The sequence below is a fragment of the Paenibacillus sp. Soil750 genome, assembly GCF_001428045.1.
GTDB lineage: Bacteria > Bacillota > Bacilli > Paenibacillales > NBRC-103111 > Paenibacillus_E > Paenibacillus_E allorhizoplanae.
Window position 1 is genome coordinate 110,364 of the sequence record NZ_LMSD01000042.1, and the last position, 19,692, is coordinate 130,055.

Consider the following 19,692-nt stretch of genomic DNA (forward strand, 5'->3'; position numbering starts at 1 on the left):
TAAGGTCTTATTAATTCTAGTAACTTTGATGGCTTTATTAGCTTTGGAAAACCCGTAATTTTTTCGCTTTTGAATGTCGGAATAAACCATGTAGCATGGTAAGCCCTCATTCCAATACTTGCAGCTCCTTCTAGCTCATTGGAGCCCCCGTCACCAACAAATAATGATTCAGTTGGTGACACCCCCATTCTTTTACAGGCAAGATGATAAATGGAAGAATTAGGCGTTACTTTAATGGAGCATCGTATCATCAAGACTATTCCAGTTGGAAGAAAACCTTCCAAAATCTATCTTAATGAACCCCTTAATCGGATTTATGTACTTAACACTGGAAGTAATACCGTCACTGTTTTAAATGGGGATACGAGTAAATCAATTCGTACCATAAGTGTGATATACGAATAATATACGAAAAATGTAATAAGCGTTAAAAATGGTAATTGTTTGTTGGTCATATTCCACAAAAACTTGAACAAATTCAACATAGTCTTTACCCTTTTTTACGTTAAAAGCAAGAAAGCTCGCTTGTTTCGCATGAATAACCGCGACATTTTTTATCGGCGGAACTCCTGTTGTTATTTCAAATCTGTAATCAGCCAATCTTGTGAACGGAATGATCCTTAGCCGATTAGTATCCAGTTCCCTTAGTGCAAAGGCTTTGTTTCCCACTTTTCGAATGACTCCGTTAATTGACCTTCCATTTGTAGTTGTAAAAACAGGATCTGAACCAAATCCGATTTGCTGGGTGAGACGTTGTTTTAATGTCAGATTAACGGGAATGGGGCATTTCCCACAAATTCTTCGAATGATTTTCATTTCGTGACACCCTCCTTAATTTCTTATGATTCAGGGTATGAGCATGGTTTTTTAACTGATCCTCGTTGAAAGTGTTTAAGTTCATTCGTTAGTGCACGTTTAGCTGAGAAGGTACTGAAACCTTGGTGTCAGCAGCCTTTTTGATGTTTATTCAGCTATCCTTTCGATACCCGGAATTGGCACTAAGATTACTGCAACAATTTTAGCTGAGATTGGTGAGATCGATCGGTTTGATCACGCAAAGAAACTGGTCGCCTTTGCCGGTATTGATCCAAGCGTTTTTTCTGTAATTTGAACTTATGTATATACACTATTAACCAACGGGTATAATAGCTTAGCTAGGAGGTGGAAGATACAATGAAATGCATCTATTGTGACAATGTAAAGCAAATAAAAGGCTTAAACCGTATCTGCTTCATTTGTGACATCACTAAGCCTGTTAACAGGACTGCTCGAAGGACCTAAGGCCCCCATTGTAATCGTACTAATCCTTTAAAATTTGACAGGAGGTCTTGACCCGTATGGATAACAAGTTAAATGAGAATTCTGAAAAAGTTGAATCCGAATTAACAAGTACAGATGTCTTGATCAATACAGAAGAGGTTCAAGAAAATAACAACTTAATCGAAAGTTCTGAAACAACAGTGCTTGAAACATGTAGGGCAAGTCTTGACGGAGACTAGGTATGAAAAAGGCGCACCACTTCTTTTTTTTGCAAATTGGATATCGCCTAGATACATATGTAAATATTTTGAATATGTTGATAATGCATCCTTTCATCCTAAGTATCATCCTCCTAAACACCTCTATCCTACGGGGTGTTTTTTATTTTCTTTTGCCCCCTCCAAATTCCTCAAAATTCAAACGGTTATCCGTTTCTCCCCACCCTTAAAACAATACGAATGTATCATGGTGGTCAATGGCATGGTCATCAGCGCGGATGGCAGGGAATGCCTCATCCAGGTCAACAACATGGCGGTAATTGGCAAGGAGTATCGATAAGGTTGCTCCATTATCCTGCCCGTTACTTCAATGATAGCATCCATATCACTACTCGAATAATTTTCTTGTTATTGGAAAATCTAATCTAGATGAAAGGAGGTACATCCATGGTTGAGTACACTAACATTCAAGACAACTCCGATGAAATCATGAAGTGTATTGTTAACTGCGACACCGAGCAAGATCAGAAAAGAAAAGATACAAACCCTTTGAACAGCATTCCGAACGAAGAAGAATATATTGATGAACCATAATTCGCCAACCTTCAAAGATGACGGTTATGCTATTGTGTCGAAAGATGAGCACGGGTGAGCTACATTTCAATTTTAAAATATTAAGAGGCAGTAGGAACATAAAACCAATGTTCCTGGCTGCCTCTTACTTATTCAACTATCGTTCGCAGTTAGCGTAACGCTGCTTGCTCTTATTTTTCCTCTTCTTGAATCTCTTTAAGAATGTCCGTAATTAGGACTGCCTTTGACTCTACAAGTTGATCTCTTTCTTCCTCAGTTCTTTTAATGTCTCTCGGTTTATGTCTCTTCCAAACAACATTATCCAATTCATAATGTGGAATGCTCAGCCGCTATCGTTTCCCATTTAAAGGAAGTAGTAATTTCTTGATCAGATTACACTTTAGTATCTTTAGAATATACAAAAAAGCCGCTTCTTTTTTCCCAACCTATAGCGGACCAAAAATGATTGCCTCCGATGTTGTTTTCAATAACAAATATGTGACACTTACTTATTCCCTGCTCTTCTAATTTATTTAAACTCATTTCAACAAGTTTATTTCCAATCTTCTGTTTTCGGAAATTAGGATTCACCGCTAAGTGATATATAAACCCTCTTCTTCCATCGTGACCTGTTAATATGGTTCCAATTATTCTATTGTTTTCCTCGTAAACATAGCTAAGTCCCTTATTTCTATTTAAATACAGTTCAATGTTTGGTCTAGAATCTGCATCGCTTAGTGCCAGCCCCTCGATTTCGTTCCATAGACAATAAACTTGTTCATAATCTTCAATTGTCATTTCTCTTATCTTATACATTCCTAAATTCCTCCTTTAGACTGCTTGTATCAAATATATTTTAAGTATATGATAGAAAATAAATTAATCAAATGAATAGTTATACTAGTTCGCATTAAAATAATTCATGTTTAAGCAGAGGAAGAGATATGATAAATCATTTACAGTTTGAAGTTTTCTTAAAAGTATATGAAATCGGGAGCTTCACCAAAGCCGCTGAAAAATTAAATATGACTCAGTCTGCAGTAAGCCACTCCATTGCCGCATTAGAAAAGAATTTAGGTATTAGATTATTTGAACGGGTGAATAGAACTGTAAAAATAACTCAGGCTGGTATATCTATACTCCCTCATGTAAGAGAAATTTTTAATCAGGAAGCAATTATTAAACAGAAAGCAAGAGAACTAGTTGACCTTGAATTTGGTCTAATAAAAATCGGTTGCTTTCCGAGTTTCATAGCAAAACTGCTTCCTGGACTTATTAAAAAATATAATGAAATGTTTCCAAAGATCGAATTCCATGTATTTGAGGGGGATTATAACGACATCATTGAATGGGTTAAAGAGGGCAGCGTAGATTTAGGTATTTCAATCAATTCAAGTGAATTAATTTTCGAACCATTAATTCATGATTCAATGCTTGTTGTTATGTCTGAATCACATCCTTTAAGGGATTCACCTGTTGTTACTATAAAAGATATAGCTACTGAACCCTATATTAATGTAAAAGGATATGAAGAACTCCTAAATGAGATACTAAGAAACACGGAAATAAAACTAAATGTTAAATATAGTTTTCATAATACTTATTCAATAATATCAGCCGTAGAAGCAGGATTAGGAGTTTCACTACTTCCTGAGTTAGCTCTTCCCAAGCATAATGCAAAAATTTGCAGCAAACCATTATATCCGACTTTTACTCGTACGATAGGAAGTGTTATAAGGTCGATGGAAACATTAACTCCTGCTTCTAGGTCGTTTATCAACTTTTTATCTGAACAACTGATTTCATAATCTTGTTGTTTTAATAAAACTAAAGCCTTAATGTTATTATAAAGTGAAGATGTCTATAAAAACCAAAAACCACACTAACGTTCCCCTTAGCGTAACAACTGGGGTTTGATGAGATCTTTGCCAATAACATTAGCTGACACAGGATTTTTGCCAACTTCTCTCGCCCAGACCGATAGTTGGCCAATATGGTGGATTTCATGTGCGATTATGTGACGCATTACTTCACCCCACGCATCGACGGCCACTTTCCCGTCCGGTTGGGGATCGTAAAATGGGCAAGTCTCCATACCTACGTCCCAAGAATGTACAAACGCTTGCACTTCAGGCCGGAGCGCTGCATCCAGGTTGCGAACTTTCTCCAAACTACTGTAGCTTTCAAAACTTTCTTGAAAATCTAACTTTCCCTGCAGGGAACGAATCCAACTCCACTCCACATCGATAATGTGAAAAAGAGTATGCAAAATCCCCCTGACTCCACCTGTACGAATACGAAGCAGTTCCTCCTCCGGTACGTCCTCACACCACCGGTACCATTCTTCCCTGACCAACCAATTGTAACGGAACATAATTTGCATGATATTCCTCCGCTTCTTTCACGATTTAATTTAAGCTTACTATTCTGTCGAACAAAGAACCTAAGTTGAATCGTCCTTCTCGTTATCTATATACTACCACTTATTGGAACTATTCTGCCCGTTAGTTGAGCGAATTCGAATTTTCAAGACACAGTACTGGCGGCAAGGATATGCTTCAAATTCAGAACTTACGGCAAAAATATGCTTCATAAATGAACTTGTTGGAATGAAAATAACCTAAAATCGAATGATTTTAGGCAAGAAATGATTCAAACTGTGGCAAAGAAATAGTTCAAGTCACAGTGAATATTGCTTGAGTACAACGACAAGAAAATACTCTCATTAGCGACAAGAAAGTCCCTACAATTATTAAAATCGCTGAATTTCACGACATAATGGCCATAAAAAGATAACCTAACCCCGCCCGGTTTCTTTATGACCCGGACAGCACAAAAACAGAGCAATAGCGGAATACACTTTTCCGTTATTGCTCTGTTTTTATTTGATGATGCATCTCAATCTTTTATAACTGCAAGCCGAATCTCTTTAACTCAATAAATATGCCTTCCAACCGCTTTCCCTTTTCCGTCAACGTATATTCGACACGCGGAGGAACCTCCGGATATACCTTCCTTACCAATATGCCATGATCCTCAAGTTCCTTCAATCTGAGCGAGAGTGTTTTGGGACTGATCCCCTCCATGGCCTTCAGCAAATCGCTGAACCGCAACGTGCCATCGATAAGCAAATCCCGAATAATCAAAAATGTCCATTTTGTCCCAATGACATCCAGTGTTTTGGCAATAGGACAAGGCTGTCCCGCTTTTCCTTTGTTCAGTTCGATTGGTTCTACTTCATGCATGGGAACCTATCCCCCCGTACTTTTTTTATTTGATTTTTCCTAATCATATCACATTAATTCACTTTCGGAAACTATATGAAATAAATATCACTACTTCCCAAAATAAAGTTAATATATATATAATATCGTTGTTATCAAACAACAACGTTCCTACCATGAGGAGGAAATTAACAGCATCCTTGCTTCCATTGCGCATGGCACATTTCTCGGCGTCGTAACTGAAAACTAAACTACAAAGGAGATTTTTGAAAATGAAAAATTTCTTAATTATTAACGGTCACCAAAAATACGGTTCATCAGAGGGAAGGCTGAACCAAACTCTAGTGGACAGTATGGTTAGTTTGTTACATGAAAACAACAGAGTAAAAACAACCACACTGCAAAAAGGCTATTCCGTCGAAGAAGAGCAGAAGAAGTTTGTCTGGGCTGACACGATTATCTACCAAACCCCCATCTATTGGTTCAGCGTGCCAGGGTTATTAAAAACGTACATGGATGAAGTTTATGCGTACGGTTTATTTTTCAAGGGCGGTGATCAATATGGACGAGGCGGATTGTTAACTAACAAAACCTATATGTTGTCGACTACCTGGAACGCGCCTGAAAAGGCATTTAACGATCCGATGCAGTTTTTTAAAGGAGACGGCTTGGAAGGAGCACTGGGACATTTGCATCGCGTTCAGGAGTTTCTCGGTATGCGCCCTTTAAAGAGCTTCGCCTGCTACGATGTCATCAAAAATCCGAACATCGACAAATATGTAACCGAACTCCATGCACATCTAAAAAATGTACTGAAATTTTAATTCAACTACCTACGAGGAGGAAATCACATGTTACAAAATCAAAAAGTTATGATTATCGGCGGAAGTTCAGGAATCGGTTTGGAAACAGCAAAGCAAGCGATCGCACTTGGCGCGGAGGTGATCATTGCGAGCCGCTCGGAAGATAAATTACAAAAAGCAAAAGAGTTTCTTGGCTCCAATGCTTCGGCGTACACGCTGGATACGACAAATGAAGAGCAAGTAAAAGCTTTTTTTGAAAAAACTGGCCCGTTCGACCATCTGGTTGTCAGTGCAGCCGAAACATTCGGCGGATCTTTTCTACAAACGGATGCGGCCAAAGCGCGGCAACTTTTTGAAAACAAATTTTGGGGCCAATACTACGCAGCGAAATACGGCGCTCCGAAACTTTCGCCGAACGGCTCAATCACCCTGTTCTCCGGAGTTGTCGCCTACAAAGCGATGGTGGGTTCATCGGCACTTGGCGCAGTCAATGCAGCCGTATCGAGCCTGAGTCAGACTCTAGCTTTGGAACTTGCTCCAGTCCGGGTGAATACCGTTTCGCCCGGTATCATCGATACGCCATCACGCAGCAAAATGCCAGAAGACGCGCGTGCTAAATTATATACGGCGATCGCCCACAAACTTCCTGTGAAAAGGGTAGGAAAAGCGGAAGATGTCGCGCAAAGCGTACTGTACCTGATCCAAAATGGTTTCGTGACCGGAACTGTTCTCCATGTGGAAGGCGGGCATATTTTAGCTTAATTACTCCAGCTAAATACAACACACTTTTGAGAAACAAATAATGTTTCTTCGCGGAAGAGAATAATTGGAATAGCTGGCACCAAGCTGCTGGGCATCTTATTACACTCCCCCATTGACTGCAATTAAAGTATGGATCAATTTATCTCCAACTTGTCTAGGAAGATTATATACCATGTCTTTCTAGACAATTTTCTCACTTTGTAGGGATATTCTTGTCGCTAGCATGTTTTGCAGGTATTTTCATGTTGTTGTACTTCTTGAATCATATATTTGCCGCAGCAGCAAGGAAATGCTTCCAAAATCACAATAAAACGGAGTCCGTAGCCGCAGATCCCGTTTTATTCATTGAACTAACGTTATCCGTTAGCGTAATCAAGTGGATTAGAATTCCCCAGTACATTGCTTCCTTTACGCTCTAATGGCATATGAAATAGACTTACATCCTTAAAATAAAAAAACCGCGCAGCTGACGGGGATCTAAAAGCACTCAAGTTTGTTATTCCTAAGATGAGAAATGTATAGCTCTGACCTAATTTCCTACTTATCCTAATGCTCGCTGCGCAATTTGTCGGTGACTTCCAGGTAAAGGACTTGTAGAAATTTTTTAACATTAACCTTACCCTTCTCCGGCTTCCAATTCTCATCGATTTCTTTCATCTTCATTCGCACATCCTGGAATTCAAAATAAAGAGGCGCATAATGCTCAAACTTGGGGTTGCCGTAATCCGTCAAGCCAATACTCGCTATATGGGTTAACGCAGCCAAAACGGTTCGACGAATTCGCTGTTCGACAGCTTTGCCTTCTTTCTCTACGTTCGCTTCATTTACCTTGTGGCAGCGGGCTACAGTTTCATAGAGCTCCTTCAGCGGTGGAATTCCTTCCCCTCTATGATGACGAATGAGATGCTCCATAATGTCCATCACATCGCGACTACCGCTGTCACCTACTATCCCTATATCCATGAGAATCGGCTGAAGGATTTCACGGACGCTTCGTTTTTTACGCGTACTCTCTGAACCTGTGTGCAGTAGACTTAGCTTGGTTAAAGATTCTTGGATTTCCTTCAAGGAGCGGCTAATCTTCCACTGCTCGTTAACCTTGGACAGGACTGCTTCAACTTCAATCTTATTGATCGGCTTCTGAATATAGAATTCAACACCAGCTTGATAAGCCTTACCAATCATTTCTTTATTTTCAATTTGTGAAATCATCACGTACTTTCCTTGATAACCGCGCTCCTTCAATCGAATAATGGTCTCAATTCCATCTTGATCCGGCATTAGTAAATCAATGAGCACGACATCCGGCGTCGTTTCCAGAAGAACTTTTTCTCCTTCGCTGCCGCTGTCTGCTGTCCCTACGACTTCGCCTAAACCACCTTTTTCAATGATTTTTTGCAGCATCAGTCTGCTTACCGCATCATCGTCTACTATTCCGAATGACAGCATGATCTCTATGCTCCTTTTTTCAACGTATTTGTCAAAAAGGTAATTACAAAAGAGGTCTGAGAGCCCGGCTCGTCAGAGCGCAACAGAATGTCCCCACCTAGAGAATGAACAATATCTCTAACGTGAGAGAGGCCAATCCCTGTCGCAGCAAAGCCTTCCTGATTGAATTTCGTTGTGAAACCAGGTGCAAAAATCATCTCTTTATCCTGTTCAGAAATGCCGACACCCGTGTCGGATACGGTCAAGATTGTCTCAACCCCCTGCTCATAAGCCCCTACACGGATTAATCCGTGATCTTCAATGGCTTCCACAGCATTAGATACGAGATTATTGAGTACAGTTAAAAGCGGGATAAATTGATCCGAGTAGTAGTCCGTTTGAATGTCGCTTGTAATTTGAATCTTTTTTCCGATCATGGTGCTGTATCCAAGGTTGGACTTGATGGCGAATTCCACAACTTCAGCCAGCCTCATTTCGGCTGCGAAATCCCGATCAAACAGCTTTAACAAACCTGCGAGGATGCGTTGAGAATCCTTCTTTACTTCATGAATTTGCTGGGTAATTCCCAAAATGGTGCGAGCATAGCTTTTTAACCCCGTACTATTAACTTTTTCATATAAGTTATGGCTCTTCGCCGTTATTTGCTCAATGGTTTCCATTGACTTTCGTAAGTAAAATACTTCGCCATACAAACCGCTATTCGTATTTAGCATTTGCTCAATACGCTTTTGTTGCTCAATATGCAAGACTCGCATCTGATTAATGGTTACACTACTATAGATGCCGACCACAAAGTAACTTCGTACGACAGCGGTCACGGTAATAAACACGAATTGCTGGGAAAACAGGTACGGTGAATGAAAAATGAAGCTGCGCGCCAGTAATTCCAGTTCATTTGACATGAGGTCAATAACAGATAAGAATAATCCTAATATAAAGGGGTGAAAACGATCCCATTTGTGCTTAATCAAGCTCATGGCAATCGCATAGGCTATATAATAAAATGTGGCTGATAAATGCATTTGCGCGCTCGCGCTGTAAGATAAGGCTCCATGCGAAATAATACCATCCTCTAACATCCGAAATAGCAGAACAGTGATGCCAGTAATTATACCTGTATACACATAAGGCAGATGCCTCATCAACAACAAGCAGAGAAGAAAGGCACTGCTGCCAAGTCCGATTCTAAACACTTCACCACTGAAAGGTGTTATTTTAAACTCGCCGGCAATTGCCGTCACAATAGCGATGAGAATCATTTGTAGCCCTTCGTTCTTCAATCGTCCCAGGCGCTCACCCCCTACAGTAAGTGCAGTTTGATACGAAGACACCTCTTCTATGTCACATTCTCTTACACCATTCTTGATTCCAACCTGCGAGCTGCTAGCGAGAGCGCATAATTCACAGCAAAATACAGAAGAGCCACTAAAAATAGAATGGGCATGGTATAATTATAGTTTTGTCCAATTACTATTTTCGCATGATGCATCAATTCAGGCAAGGAAATAACAATCGCAAGAGAAGTATCTTTCAACAGGGAAATAAATTGACTCACCAATGGTGGCACCATACGGCGCAGCCCCTGCGGAAGGACGATATGCCAGAGTGTTTGCACATAGCTTAGTCCTGAAGAACGCGCCGCTTCAATCTGCCCTTTATCGATGGAATTTAGGCCGCTTCGCACAATTTCCGCGATCATTGCGCCTTCAAATAACGTTAATGCAAAAATAGTTGCATTCATGGCTCCAAACTTGATACCGATATCTGGTAAGGCGAATCGCGCAAAAAATATGATTAACAATAATGGTAAATTGCGTATGAGCTCGACAACGATAGCTAGAATTGGGGATACCACCGTCAGCTTCGTATACCGAATTGTGCCGACGACACATCCCACGATAAAGCTCAAAACAATAGAGATCGTTGCGACTTTAAGCGTAATGTAGAAGCCTTCAAATACAAATCTTACATTATCTGCTGAAAAGGCATGTATAATATCCATTCGTTCACCCCCTCTTAAAGTCAGTCCGTACGAGCTAATTTTCGTTCCAGACGTAAAGCCATGTAACTTAAAGGCAGCGTCAGTACTAGATATAGCACAGCAACGAAGATATAGGTATCGAACGTAGCAAAAGTTTCACTTGCAACCTGATCGCCGAAATACATGAGATCAAAGCCTGCGAATACGCCTAGTACGGACGAGTTCTTAACGAGGTTTATGAATTGGTTGCTGAGCGGGGGTATCACAATTTTGATTGCTTGCGGAAGGACGATATGCCACATCGTTTGAAGATACGTTAGTCCCGAGGATTGTGCAGCCTCAGACTGGCCTTTAGGCACCGACATAATACCAGCTCGGATCGCTTCCGCAATAAAAGATGCCGTATATATCGTAAGACCTAAAGTTCCGCATACGAATCCACTTAGGGTAATGCCCATAGAAGGTAGCCCATAGAAGAATACAAAAACAACCAGCAAGAGCGGAATGTTTCGAATGAACTCCACATAGGCCGTACCTAACCATTTCAGCGGTTTCACCGATCCGATACGAAAAATTGCAATGATCGTACCCAGCACAAAGCTACCAATTAAAGCTATAACGCTGGCAATGATCGTGTTAAAGAAGCCCTTCATATAGATATCAAAATAGTCGATAAAAATCGAGAAATCTAGCATGTGCTCCCCCCTCATAGACAGAAGATGGGCAGCGGCAGCCACCCATCTCTCCTCTTATTCCTGTTATTTGGATGGCGCTTTGCCGATCCATTTCTCGTAAATTTTCGCGTATTGACCGCTTGATTCCAGCTTCTTCAGTCCTTCATTCACTGCGGCTTGAAGCGCTGTTTCACCTTTTTTCATCGCGATACCGTAAGGTTCATCTGTGAACGGTTCACCGACTACTTCGAAGTTCTTATCCTGTTCCATCATGCCATAGAGGATGGCGTTATCCGTGGTCAACGTATCGCCTTGACCTGCTTTCAGAGCGCTGAATGCATCTTGATAATTATCAAACTCCAGTATGGTGGCATCCGGAGATTTCGCTTTAATATTGGCAACGGATGTGGCGCCTTTTACAGCCAGTACCTTCGTTCCTTTTTTAACATCCGCGACACTCTTAATAGGGCTGCCCTTTTTGACGAGTAAGGACTGTCCCGCTTTGAAATACACCTGAGAAAACTCAACTTGCTTCATACGCTCTTCGGTAATCGTCATCGTCGCAACAATCATGTCAATTTCTTTGTTATCGAGCATCGGAATACGCGTCTTGGAGGTTACTTCTTTAAACTCAATTTTCTTCTCATCGCCGAGAATTTCTTTGGCTAGTGCTTTTGCGATGTCAATGTCGAAGCCTTCAACCTCGCCTCCGGTCGGGTTTTTCAAACCAAACAGCTTCGTATCATATTTCACACCAACGACGACTTTGCCTCTACTTTTGATCTCATCCAGAACAGTTGTCCCACCAGCTGGCTTCGTGGTGCTTGGAGCAACGCTTGCTGCTGGAGTGTTTGATCCGCCACCTGTTACACTCGTTGTAGAGGCACACCCTGCCAATGCGAATATGGTTGTCAACATCAACATGAAATTCCACTTTTTTGACATCATGGTTTCGTTCATCTCCTTATTTAATGGTTAAGTACACGATTCAGAAATAGTTTCGCTCTTTCTTCACGCGGGTTAACGAAAAATTCATCTGGAGGCGATTCTTCGACAATCTGACCTTTGTCCATAAATACTACGCGATCAGCTACTTCTCGGGCAAAGCCCATCTCGTGTGTGACCACAACCATCGTCATTCCTTCATTGGCAAGCGTTTTCATTACATCTAAAACTTCACCAACCATTTCCGGATCCAAGGCTGAAGTCGGTTCATCGAACAACATGATCTTCGGTTTCATCGCAAGCCCCCTTGCAATGGCAACACGCTGCTGCTGACCACCGGACAACTGTGAAGGAAAGCTGTGCGCTTTATCCTGAATACCTACCTTATCCAGATAGTACATCGCGACTTCTTCGGCTTCTTTCTTAGCCATACCGCGCACCTTCAGCGGCGCAAGCGTAATGTTATCGATCACTTTCTTATGCGGATATAGATTGAAATGCTGGAATACCATACCGATATCTCGACGCAGCTTGTTCAAATCCATCTTCTTGTCGCTGACCTTGTACTCATTCACGACAAGTTCCCCACTTGTTATAGTCTCTAGACGATTAATGCACCTTAGCAGTGTACTCTTGCCTGAACCGGATGGACCTACGACGACAACGACTTCGCCCTGCTGAATCTGAAGATTAATTCCTTTGAGAACATGAAAATCGCCGTAATGCTTCTCTACTTGACGAAATGTGATCAATGGAACCCCCCCTTCGATGAATCTGTATGAATGTAAACTTATTGTCATGTAAACTTACAACTGATGTACTTAAATAATAATGTGAACCTATAGAATCTTATGTAATCCGACATTTGCTCAGAAAAAAAGGCCCTCAATACAAGAAAATGTAATAAGCGTTCACCAAATAGAATGAACGCCCACTTTGCTTCAAAACTTAATTGGTTACTTCAAGACTTTATTGTCTACTTCAAAACTTCAATGTCTCCCAGCAGATGATAAGTAATCTCACCTCGTTACTGTATTTCACCTAATTTTCAGTATATTATTATTATCCAAATTATTTTGAGGTCCTTAGTATTATTTTCCAAAGTATCTTTTAACAGACTAAGCATTTTAAATTTACACCAAACACTACTACCCGTTAGTTGAGAACCGGCCACCGATCCAGTCGGTAGCCTTGATTAATCTATCGTTCCCGTTCGTTGAATGCTGCCCGCCTCTTGTTCTTAATGCACTTACAGTTTGCGCAGCTTTATTTTATTGACGGCATGCCCCGTACTCTTCGTTAAAATTAAGTTTGCTCGCCCTCGGGTAGGTTGAATATTTTCTCTTAAATTTAACAGGTTGATTTCACGCCAGATGTTGTTCGCGGTCTCGACTGCTTCTGTATCACTTAAATCCGAGTACCGATGAAAATACGAGTTTGGATCAGAAAAGGAAGTGTTGCGCAGCATCTTAAACCGCTCAATATACCAATCTTCTATTTCTGCTTCCTTTGCATCTACATATATTGAGAAGTCAAAAAAGTCGGAAACATATACCTCACTGGTCACTTTCCTCTTACCTGGCGATGATTTGGAAGAGCCCTGAAGAACATTGATTCCTTCAATGATCAAAATGTCCGGTTGCTGAATGACCTGTAATTGATTTGGTAATATGTCGTAAACCAGGTGAGAGTACATCGGACAGCTAACCTCAAAAAGCCCAGACTTGATATCTGCCAGGAAGCTAATTAGCTTGCGGGTGTTGTAGCTTTCCGGAAAACCTTTGCGCTTCATTAGCCCACGTTCTTCCAAGATTCTATTTGGATACAAGAAACCGTCTGTCGTTACAAGATCAACCTTCGGATGGTTCGGCCAATGAGACAAAAGAGCCTGAAGTACTCGTGCTGTGGTGCTCTTACCGACCGCCACACTTCCTGCAATACCAATAATATAAGGCACTTTTGCCGTATGATCATTCAGAAACGTCTGAGTTGCTTTGTATAACTTTTGCCTTGCTTCGACATATAAATTTAAGAGCCGGGATAGTGGTAAATATATATCCTGCACTTCAGCAAGTGAGATTTTATCATTAAACCCTTGGAGCTCCTTCAAATCCTGTTCACTAAGAGTCAGCGGGGTTACCTCTCGAAGATTCGACCATTCTTCTCGTGTAAAGGTCGTATATGGCGAATACATATCACTCGGTGATTTTGCGGATTCAGTCATTCCACCCTTCCTTTCTTTAGACAAAGTTACTGCTTGTACCGTATTATGATAGCCAAGCCTGACTAATAATTCAATGACAGGGTACTCCAGCATTACTATCCTTTAGTCCAATGAAAAACAGCCGATCTTTCTGGCCGGCTGCCGAAATGTACATATTAAACTAGAGCTCACCGTATTCTTTAGCTTTTTCTCGAATGAAGACAACAGGAATTCCTGTTTAAATTGTTATTCTAGCCCTTAAACAGGGAGCAGTTGCCGTTCTCGGCGATCTACTCCCTATTTTTTGTCTATCGTTCTTTTCGTTAGTTTAGTAATGGGAATAGAATCTCGCTATCAATGTTCCTTTAATAATTTTAGTAACGTTTCTTAATTTGCGATAATCCATTCTCTAGAATATTCTTAATAAACTGCAAGGCCTCTGCTCTTGTAAGATTCTCACTGCCGGCATAACCTTCAACTGTAGCGCTATTCTTGCCATTGGAATACCGTTTATCGAGCAAGTACTGAATTGCCTCATTTCCGGATTTGTTTACGCCATCAATACCGGAAATGATCTCCGCGACACTCGTACGATTAATGAATGAATCCCGGGCATCTTCTTTATTTGACGTAGCAAAATTATATTCTTTTGCAAAACTATAATACTTATCAGCCCAATGTGTGGATACGGGATCTTCCTGAAGCGAGATTTTATATGCACGTAACAGCATGGTAATAAACTCAGCTTCGGATACTAATTTATTAGCTTTAAAAGAACCATCATCATATCCATCAATGACGCCTTCATTGGTTCCCCATTCAATTGCCAAACTAGCCCAATGATCTTTAATGTCATTAAATACAGGGAACTTATTAATCACCGGTTTATTTGGGCCGGTTACTTTGATGTTCATGACAGCAGTCTTATTCTGATAAGTTGCTTTCACAACAATATTGTCATAAGCTAATTTGCCTATCATGGAACCATTACTCAGTTCAATCTTACTTACTGGATCGATGACATACTGAGCTTTGGTCGTAATATCTTCATTCGTGCTGTCTGTGTAGTACGCTGTAAGTTTGAATCTCTTCTGTTCTCCTACAATGATATCAGCATTCATGAATTCGAATTCTATATGTGACAACTGTGTAGCTTGTGTTGTAAAAGACCAATCATTAGTTACCTTCGTTCCTCCCCCCACTCCTTCAAAGTGAACCGTGTATGTAGTTCCCGACTTAAGTGGTTCTTTGGGAATCAGAATGACATCAGCAGAGATACTTTGAGGCATTGTGGATCGATCTGCAAGATAATAAGGAACGTCATTGTTCTTATCATCTTTAATCGATGCGGCAGTGAATGTAAGCTCCCTCATATTACTGGTATGGATGGAAATTGGATACCCCACTTTCGCTCCTTCTTTGTGATATGTGGATAATGGGTTAGGCATTTCGTTTGCATACCAGAAGATTGGCACGTCTTTTTGATTGTCATAAGGATAATTTACAGTATATGTATTTCTGTAGCCTTCATCTACACCATATAGGTTTTGGAAACCTAAATTTAATACCGTATTGTCAAGTGTCCCGCTAGTGTTTAATCCCACACCGACATCTTGTGAGTAAGGAGATATCATGATGGCACGATGCAGTGGAGCATTAATAAGCGATTGGATGCCTCGACAGAGTCCAGCTTCATTAATGTGACCACTCCAAATAAATTCCAAGACACGATGTCCATCTTTCCAAGGATTATCTTTAAAAGTTATTTTATTATTCATGTTTGAAAATTCAATCCTTCCATTTTTTAGAAATGGATAACATACCCAGGAGGAAGGGGCTGGTTCTTCCTCCTGAAATATCATTTATTCGTATTCAATCAATTGAACTACCTCTTAATTTTTGTCGGATTGATCATGCGGCACTGTGACGGTTGCTGTTGTTACCGTTTTGTTGCCCGCTTTGTCAGTTGCCGTGTACGTGATGGTATAGATCCGCGACTTCTCCGCACGCAAGCTAAAAGAAGTGGCGGCTGTACCGAAATTGACCTGAATATCGCTTGGATCGCTATTCGGTTGATTGCTCGTTATGGACGTTAATACCACGGATTCAACGCCCGATGTAGCATCACTAGTATCCAGCGTGGCATTAATCGGAACCATTATATGATTTGCCGGCCAAATCGAGGTTTTATCGAGTTGGACGGAAATCACTGGTGCTGTCTTGTCGACTTTGAATTCGACGGTTTTGGTTTGTTCTACATTGCCTGCCTGATCCTTGCTGCGATATCCGAGCTTATAAGTTCCGTCACCGAAGACTGGAATGGAGCCAGTGTAAATGATCCATTCACCTTCATTCACTTGGTATTCCGTTGTTACTGATCCTCCGTAAATGTCGCTTACGAATAAGCTCACGGTCACAACTGTTGTGTACCAGCTGTCCTTTCCGTTAGGCACAACCTGACTTAGGGTAGCGGTTGTTACAGGAGCTATTTTATGAATGTTACTTACCGTAATGCTGGTTACATTTGATACATTTCCTACTTCATCAGTTCCTCTTGCATACACGGTATCATTGTCGGAGACAACTACTGGGGCGGTGTAAGCTGTCCACGCGCCGCTTGCTCCCACTTTATATTCCATCAACGAAGCGTCTCCCGGATAGCTGATGATTACGTTGACAGCTTGGTTAGTCAGCGTATTTGTATCTACAACCAAGGTTGCATCGATAGGTGCTATGTGATCGATATTGCTGACTGAGTAGTTCGTCTCATTCGACACATTGCCCGCAGCATCTGTTGCTCTAGCATAAACCGTGCTATTTTCGGAGACAACCACTGGAGAGCCATATGCCGTCCATGTCCCGATATCTCCTACTTTGTACTCCTTCACCGTCACATCGGATGGATAGCTGATCGTTACGGTAACGTCATGATTGGTTGGCGCTGTAACGTCAGCTGACAAGGTTGCGTCAGCCGGAGCCGATTTATCGATGTTGCTTACCGTAATACTGGTTACATTAGATACATTTCCTACTGCATCTGTTCCTCTTGCATACACGGTGTCATTGTCGGAAACATCCACCGGTTCAGTGTACGCTGTCCATACGCCGCTTGCTCCCACTCTATATTCCATCGACGAAGCGTCTGCCGGGTAGCTGATCGTTACGGTAACGTCCAAATTGGTTAGCGATGTAACGTCTGCTGACAATGTTGCGTCAGCCGGAGGCGTTTTGTCGATGTTGCTTACCATATAGCTGCTAATGTTAGATGTATTCCCAACTGTATCCGTTCCTCTGGCAAAGATCGTATTGTTCGATGCCATAACAATCGGTGCTGTGTATGGTGTCCATGCGCCTTCAGTGCCCACTTTAAATTCTTTCACAGCTGCGTCATCTGGGAACTGAATAATTACGTTCACATCGGTATTGGTCGGAGTTGTCACATCAGCTGTAAACATTGCATCCCCTGGAGGTGTCGTATCGCTCTCCATACTTGCGAGTTTCATGTAATAAAGATTTGTAACATCATCCTTAGTAATGGTATGTGCGCCAGGCGCAAGTGATACACTGACAATACCATTTGTCATTGCATAGCTTGTTCCATCTATCTTGATTTTAAGTCCGTTTGCTGGATTAAACACTAATGTTAATGTTGAAGCTTGTGTTGTGGTAAACCCAATATTGGTTGTACTCTCCATTTTTAAACATTGAGTTAGTGTTAAACCATCATATGCCACTGTTCCCTTACTTGTTGAAAGGTTCCCTACAATCGTGAAGAAGTTGCTTGTTTTTCCATTTGTAGTAAAGTTGTGAACAATTGCCGATGTAGGCGGTGTTGTCGGCGGTGTTGTTGGCGGTGTTGTTGGTGGTGGTGTTGGTGGTGTTGTTGGTGGTGTTGTTGAATTACCACCTACAGATACAAGTTGAGTTGTGTAACTTAGTATTTTAGACATCAGTGCTGAATTAAGGCTATACGATGTGTCATCAACTGAATCAACAAAATCCCATGTAAAGTCTCCATGATTTAGGCGTCCAGCTTCTGCCGTAACAACTTGTTCAACAGTGCTTACGGAATCAATGTTAGCTACATTTACTCCTGTATCGATAGTCGTATCAAAGTTATTATAAGCTGTTCCACCTACTAATGTTTTGTATGAACTAGGAACTGTTTCATTTCTTGACGAAGCTAAGTACGCATCAAATGATGTTGCATTAGCTGGAGCTGTTCCTGCATTGGAATTTGCATATATAAGACTATTAGGATTATCAATAATATTATTGTAGGCTTTAATCATACCTCCTGCTTCACCGGAGAATGTGCCATTAGCAACACCATTTTTAATATCCGTGCCTTGTAAAGAAATCATTATTGGATTATGAGCATTTCTCCAATAATTTGATTCTACAAAGGCATTACTTGCAGTTGTAGCACCAGTACCATATTTTGCGACGCCATCAAAGAAGTTATTGTAGATATGAATAGATCCTGTTCTTATACGTGGATGACGAGAGTCTGAATGATCAAACCAGTTATGGTGGAATGTTGCAAAGAATTCAGATGTATCATCAAAACCGACTAGAGCAGCTTTTCCGGAATCCCAATAGTGATTGAAAGAGATTGTAAGATAAGTTGATCCTTTTTTAAGGTCAGTTGAACCATCACCTTTTGCTTGGTCAGCATCTCCGCCTGCTTTTCCATACATAATATCATTATTATGCACCCAAACATTAGCATTACCTGTATCAAGTGAAACGCCATCGTCAGGGAATAACATAATACCAAAATTTCTTACTTCTACATTACCGACTGCTCTAAGTAGGAATCCCCAGCCATAAGCATAGGCGTCTTGTCCGATACCTTCTAATGTAATATTCATTTCCGCATAATTTGCGTTCCCTTTTACTTGAAGAAATCCACTGCTGTTAAGTTGTCCACTCATGTCAGCATCTGTCACTTTTCCAATAAATCTAATTGCAAGTGGTGTTTTATCATAGCCTTTTTGTCTTAGTGCCAGAATTGCACCTAAACCAACACCTGTTTGTTTAGTACCTGAGCTACTCGTTATCACATCAAGAGCTACTGTTTGCGCAGTCGCAGATGATACATAAATAACTTGAGCACCATTCTTAAGTGTTCCATCATTATTATAAGCTCCTGAACCTGTGCCAAATGGTGAGTTTCCTGCAAAGGCAAATCCAGATCTGTCATGTGGCGCTACTGATATCGTATTTGAAACAGTACTTTCTTTGGAACCATCTGACAGTACTGCTTCGACTTTCATTACATAATTCCCAGCTGCAAGCCCTATAGCATCAGCTCTCCAATTTGAAGGGTATTGTCGGATTAATTGCGTATCAATTTGTACATATTGAGAATCTGCTGCACTTGCAGGCTTAACAAATACATTATATCCCGTCGCATTACTTACAGGTGCCCATTCTACATAGGCCGTCTCATTCCAGCCTCCATTGTTGGTGATCGAAAGACCGGTAGCGTGTACTGCCGTATTGAACATTCCGCTTGCTATTACAGATAGCAATATAGCAAACAATAAAACGTAACTCGTTACCTTTTCAATACTTTTTTTCAATGTAATTCCTCC

At 41.0% G+C, this 19,692-nt stretch carries 18 protein-coding genes and 1 pseudogene; 6 read left to right on the forward strand and 13 right to left on the reverse strand.

Annotation, left to right across the window (positions count from 1 at the left end):
* Positions 1-372: 372 nt before the first annotated feature.
* The gene (locus ASL11_RS31415; RefSeq protein WP_056623878.1) at positions 373-816 is read right to left on the reverse strand and encodes a hypothetical protein; all 444 of its coding nucleotides are present in this window, start codon (positions 814-816) and stop codon (positions 373-375) included.
* Positions 817-964: 148 nt separating this feature from the next.
* Here ASL11_RS31415 and ASL11_RS36110 point away from each other — a divergent pair.
* From ASL11_RS36110 to ASL11_RS36820, 3 genes and pseudogenes are all read left to right on the forward strand, one after another.
* Positions 965-1,096 (forward strand): annotated as a pseudogene (locus ASL11_RS36110) (transposase); the annotation flags it as partial.
* A gap of 241 nt (positions 1,097-1,337) precedes the next feature.
* Positions 1,338-1,499: a hypothetical protein gene (locus tag ASL11_RS36815; RefSeq protein ID WP_157257122.1), complete on the forward strand. Its 162-nt coding sequence runs from the start codon at positions 1,338-1,340 to the stop codon at positions 1,497-1,499.
* Between the two features lie 426 nt (positions 1,500-1,925).
* Entirely contained in the window at positions 1,926-2,072 is a 147-nt protein-coding gene (locus ASL11_RS36820; protein WP_157257123.1) for a hypothetical protein, read from the forward strand.
* A 372-nt stretch (positions 2,073-2,444) separates the two neighbouring features.
* Here ASL11_RS36820 and ASL11_RS31420 read toward each other — a convergent pair whose 3' ends face one another.
* The gene (locus ASL11_RS31420; protein WP_056623881.1) at positions 2,445-2,867 is read right to left on the reverse strand and encodes a GNAT family N-acetyltransferase; all 423 of its coding nucleotides are present in this window, start codon (positions 2,865-2,867) and stop codon (positions 2,445-2,447) included.
* Between the two features lie 128 nt (positions 2,868-2,995).
* Here ASL11_RS31420 and ASL11_RS31425 point away from each other — a divergent pair, with 128 nt between their 5' ends.
* Positions 2,996-3,859 carry a LysR family transcriptional regulator gene (locus ASL11_RS31425; protein ID WP_056623884.1) on the forward strand — a complete coding sequence of 288 codons (864 nt, stop codon included), beginning with the start codon at positions 2,996-2,998 and terminating at the stop codon, positions 3,857-3,859.
* Between the two features lie 86 nt (positions 3,860-3,945).
* On the opposite strand, the gene ASL11_RS31430 is transcribed toward ASL11_RS31425, so the two are convergent.
* Together ASL11_RS31430 and ASL11_RS31435 are read right to left on the reverse strand one after the other, a co-directional pair.
* A complete protein-coding gene (locus ASL11_RS31430) occupies positions 3,946-4,434 on the reverse strand; it encodes a DinB family protein (RefSeq protein ID WP_056623887.1) in 489 nt (162 codons plus the stop codon).
* 523 nt (positions 4,435-4,957) lie between these two features.
* On the reverse strand, positions 4,958-5,296 hold the full coding sequence (locus tag ASL11_RS31435; RefSeq protein WP_056623890.1) for a winged helix-turn-helix transcriptional regulator: 339 nt from the start codon (positions 5,294-5,296) through the stop codon (positions 4,958-4,960).
* Between the two features lie 251 nt (positions 5,297-5,547).
* On the opposite strand from ASL11_RS31435, the gene ASL11_RS31440 reads away from it, so the two are divergent.
* The gene (locus ASL11_RS31440; RefSeq protein WP_056623893.1) at positions 5,548-6,099 is read left to right on the forward strand and encodes an NAD(P)H-dependent oxidoreductase; all 552 of its coding nucleotides are present in this window, start codon (positions 5,548-5,550) and stop codon (positions 6,097-6,099) included.
* A 27-nt stretch (positions 6,100-6,126) separates the two neighbouring features.
* Positions 6,127-6,840 carry an SDR family oxidoreductase gene (locus ASL11_RS31445; RefSeq protein WP_056623898.1) on the forward strand — a complete coding sequence of 238 codons (714 nt, stop codon included), beginning with the start codon at positions 6,127-6,129 and terminating at the stop codon, positions 6,838-6,840.
* Between the two features lie 546 nt (positions 6,841-7,386).
* Here ASL11_RS31445 and ASL11_RS31450 read toward each other — a convergent pair.
* The 9 genes from ASL11_RS31450 to ASL11_RS38280 form a co-directional block, all read right to left on the reverse strand.
* Positions 7,387-8,289: a response regulator gene (locus ASL11_RS31450; RefSeq protein WP_082596019.1), complete on the reverse strand. Its 903-nt coding sequence runs from the start codon at positions 8,287-8,289 to the stop codon at positions 7,387-7,389.
* Positions 8,290-8,294: 5 nt separating this feature from the next.
* The gene (locus tag ASL11_RS31455; protein ID WP_235550636.1) at positions 8,295-9,620 is read right to left on the reverse strand and encodes a sensor histidine kinase; all 1,326 of its coding nucleotides are present in this window, start codon (positions 9,618-9,620) and stop codon (positions 8,295-8,297) included.
* 20 nt (positions 9,621-9,640) lie between these two features.
* On the reverse strand, positions 9,641-10,291 hold the full coding sequence (locus ASL11_RS31460; protein ID WP_056623904.1) for an amino acid ABC transporter permease: 651 nt from the start codon (positions 10,289-10,291) through the stop codon (positions 9,641-9,643).
* 20 nt (positions 10,292-10,311) lie between these two features.
* A complete protein-coding gene (locus ASL11_RS31465; RefSeq protein WP_056623907.1) occupies positions 10,312-10,965 on the reverse strand; it encodes an amino acid ABC transporter permease in 654 nt (217 codons plus the stop codon).
* Between the two features lie 63 nt (positions 10,966-11,028).
* The gene (locus tag ASL11_RS31470) at positions 11,029-11,892 is read right to left on the reverse strand and encodes a glutamate ABC transporter substrate-binding protein (RefSeq protein WP_056623911.1); all 864 of its coding nucleotides are present in this window, start codon (positions 11,890-11,892) and stop codon (positions 11,029-11,031) included.
* A 20-nt stretch (positions 11,893-11,912) separates the two neighbouring features.
* Positions 11,913-12,641, reverse strand: a complete 729-nt coding sequence (locus ASL11_RS31475) for an amino acid ABC transporter ATP-binding protein (RefSeq protein WP_056623914.1) — start codon at positions 12,639-12,641, stop codon at positions 11,913-11,915.
* 497 nt (positions 12,642-13,138) lie between these two features.
* Positions 13,139-14,113 carry a type I pantothenate kinase gene (gene coaA / locus ASL11_RS31480; protein ID WP_056623918.1) on the reverse strand — a complete coding sequence of 325 codons (975 nt, stop codon included), beginning with the start codon at positions 14,111-14,113 and terminating at the stop codon, positions 13,139-13,141.
* 353 nt (positions 14,114-14,466) lie between these two features.
* Positions 14,467-15,870, reverse strand: a complete 1,404-nt coding sequence (locus ASL11_RS31485; protein ID WP_162261687.1) for an S-layer homology domain-containing protein — start codon at positions 15,868-15,870, stop codon at positions 14,467-14,469.
* A 114-nt stretch (positions 15,871-15,984) separates the two neighbouring features.
* A complete protein-coding gene (locus ASL11_RS38280) occupies positions 15,985-19,680 on the reverse strand; it encodes an OmpL47-type beta-barrel domain-containing protein (protein WP_442953113.1) in 3,696 nt (1,231 codons plus the stop codon).
* Positions 19,681-19,692 lie beyond the last annotated feature (12 nt).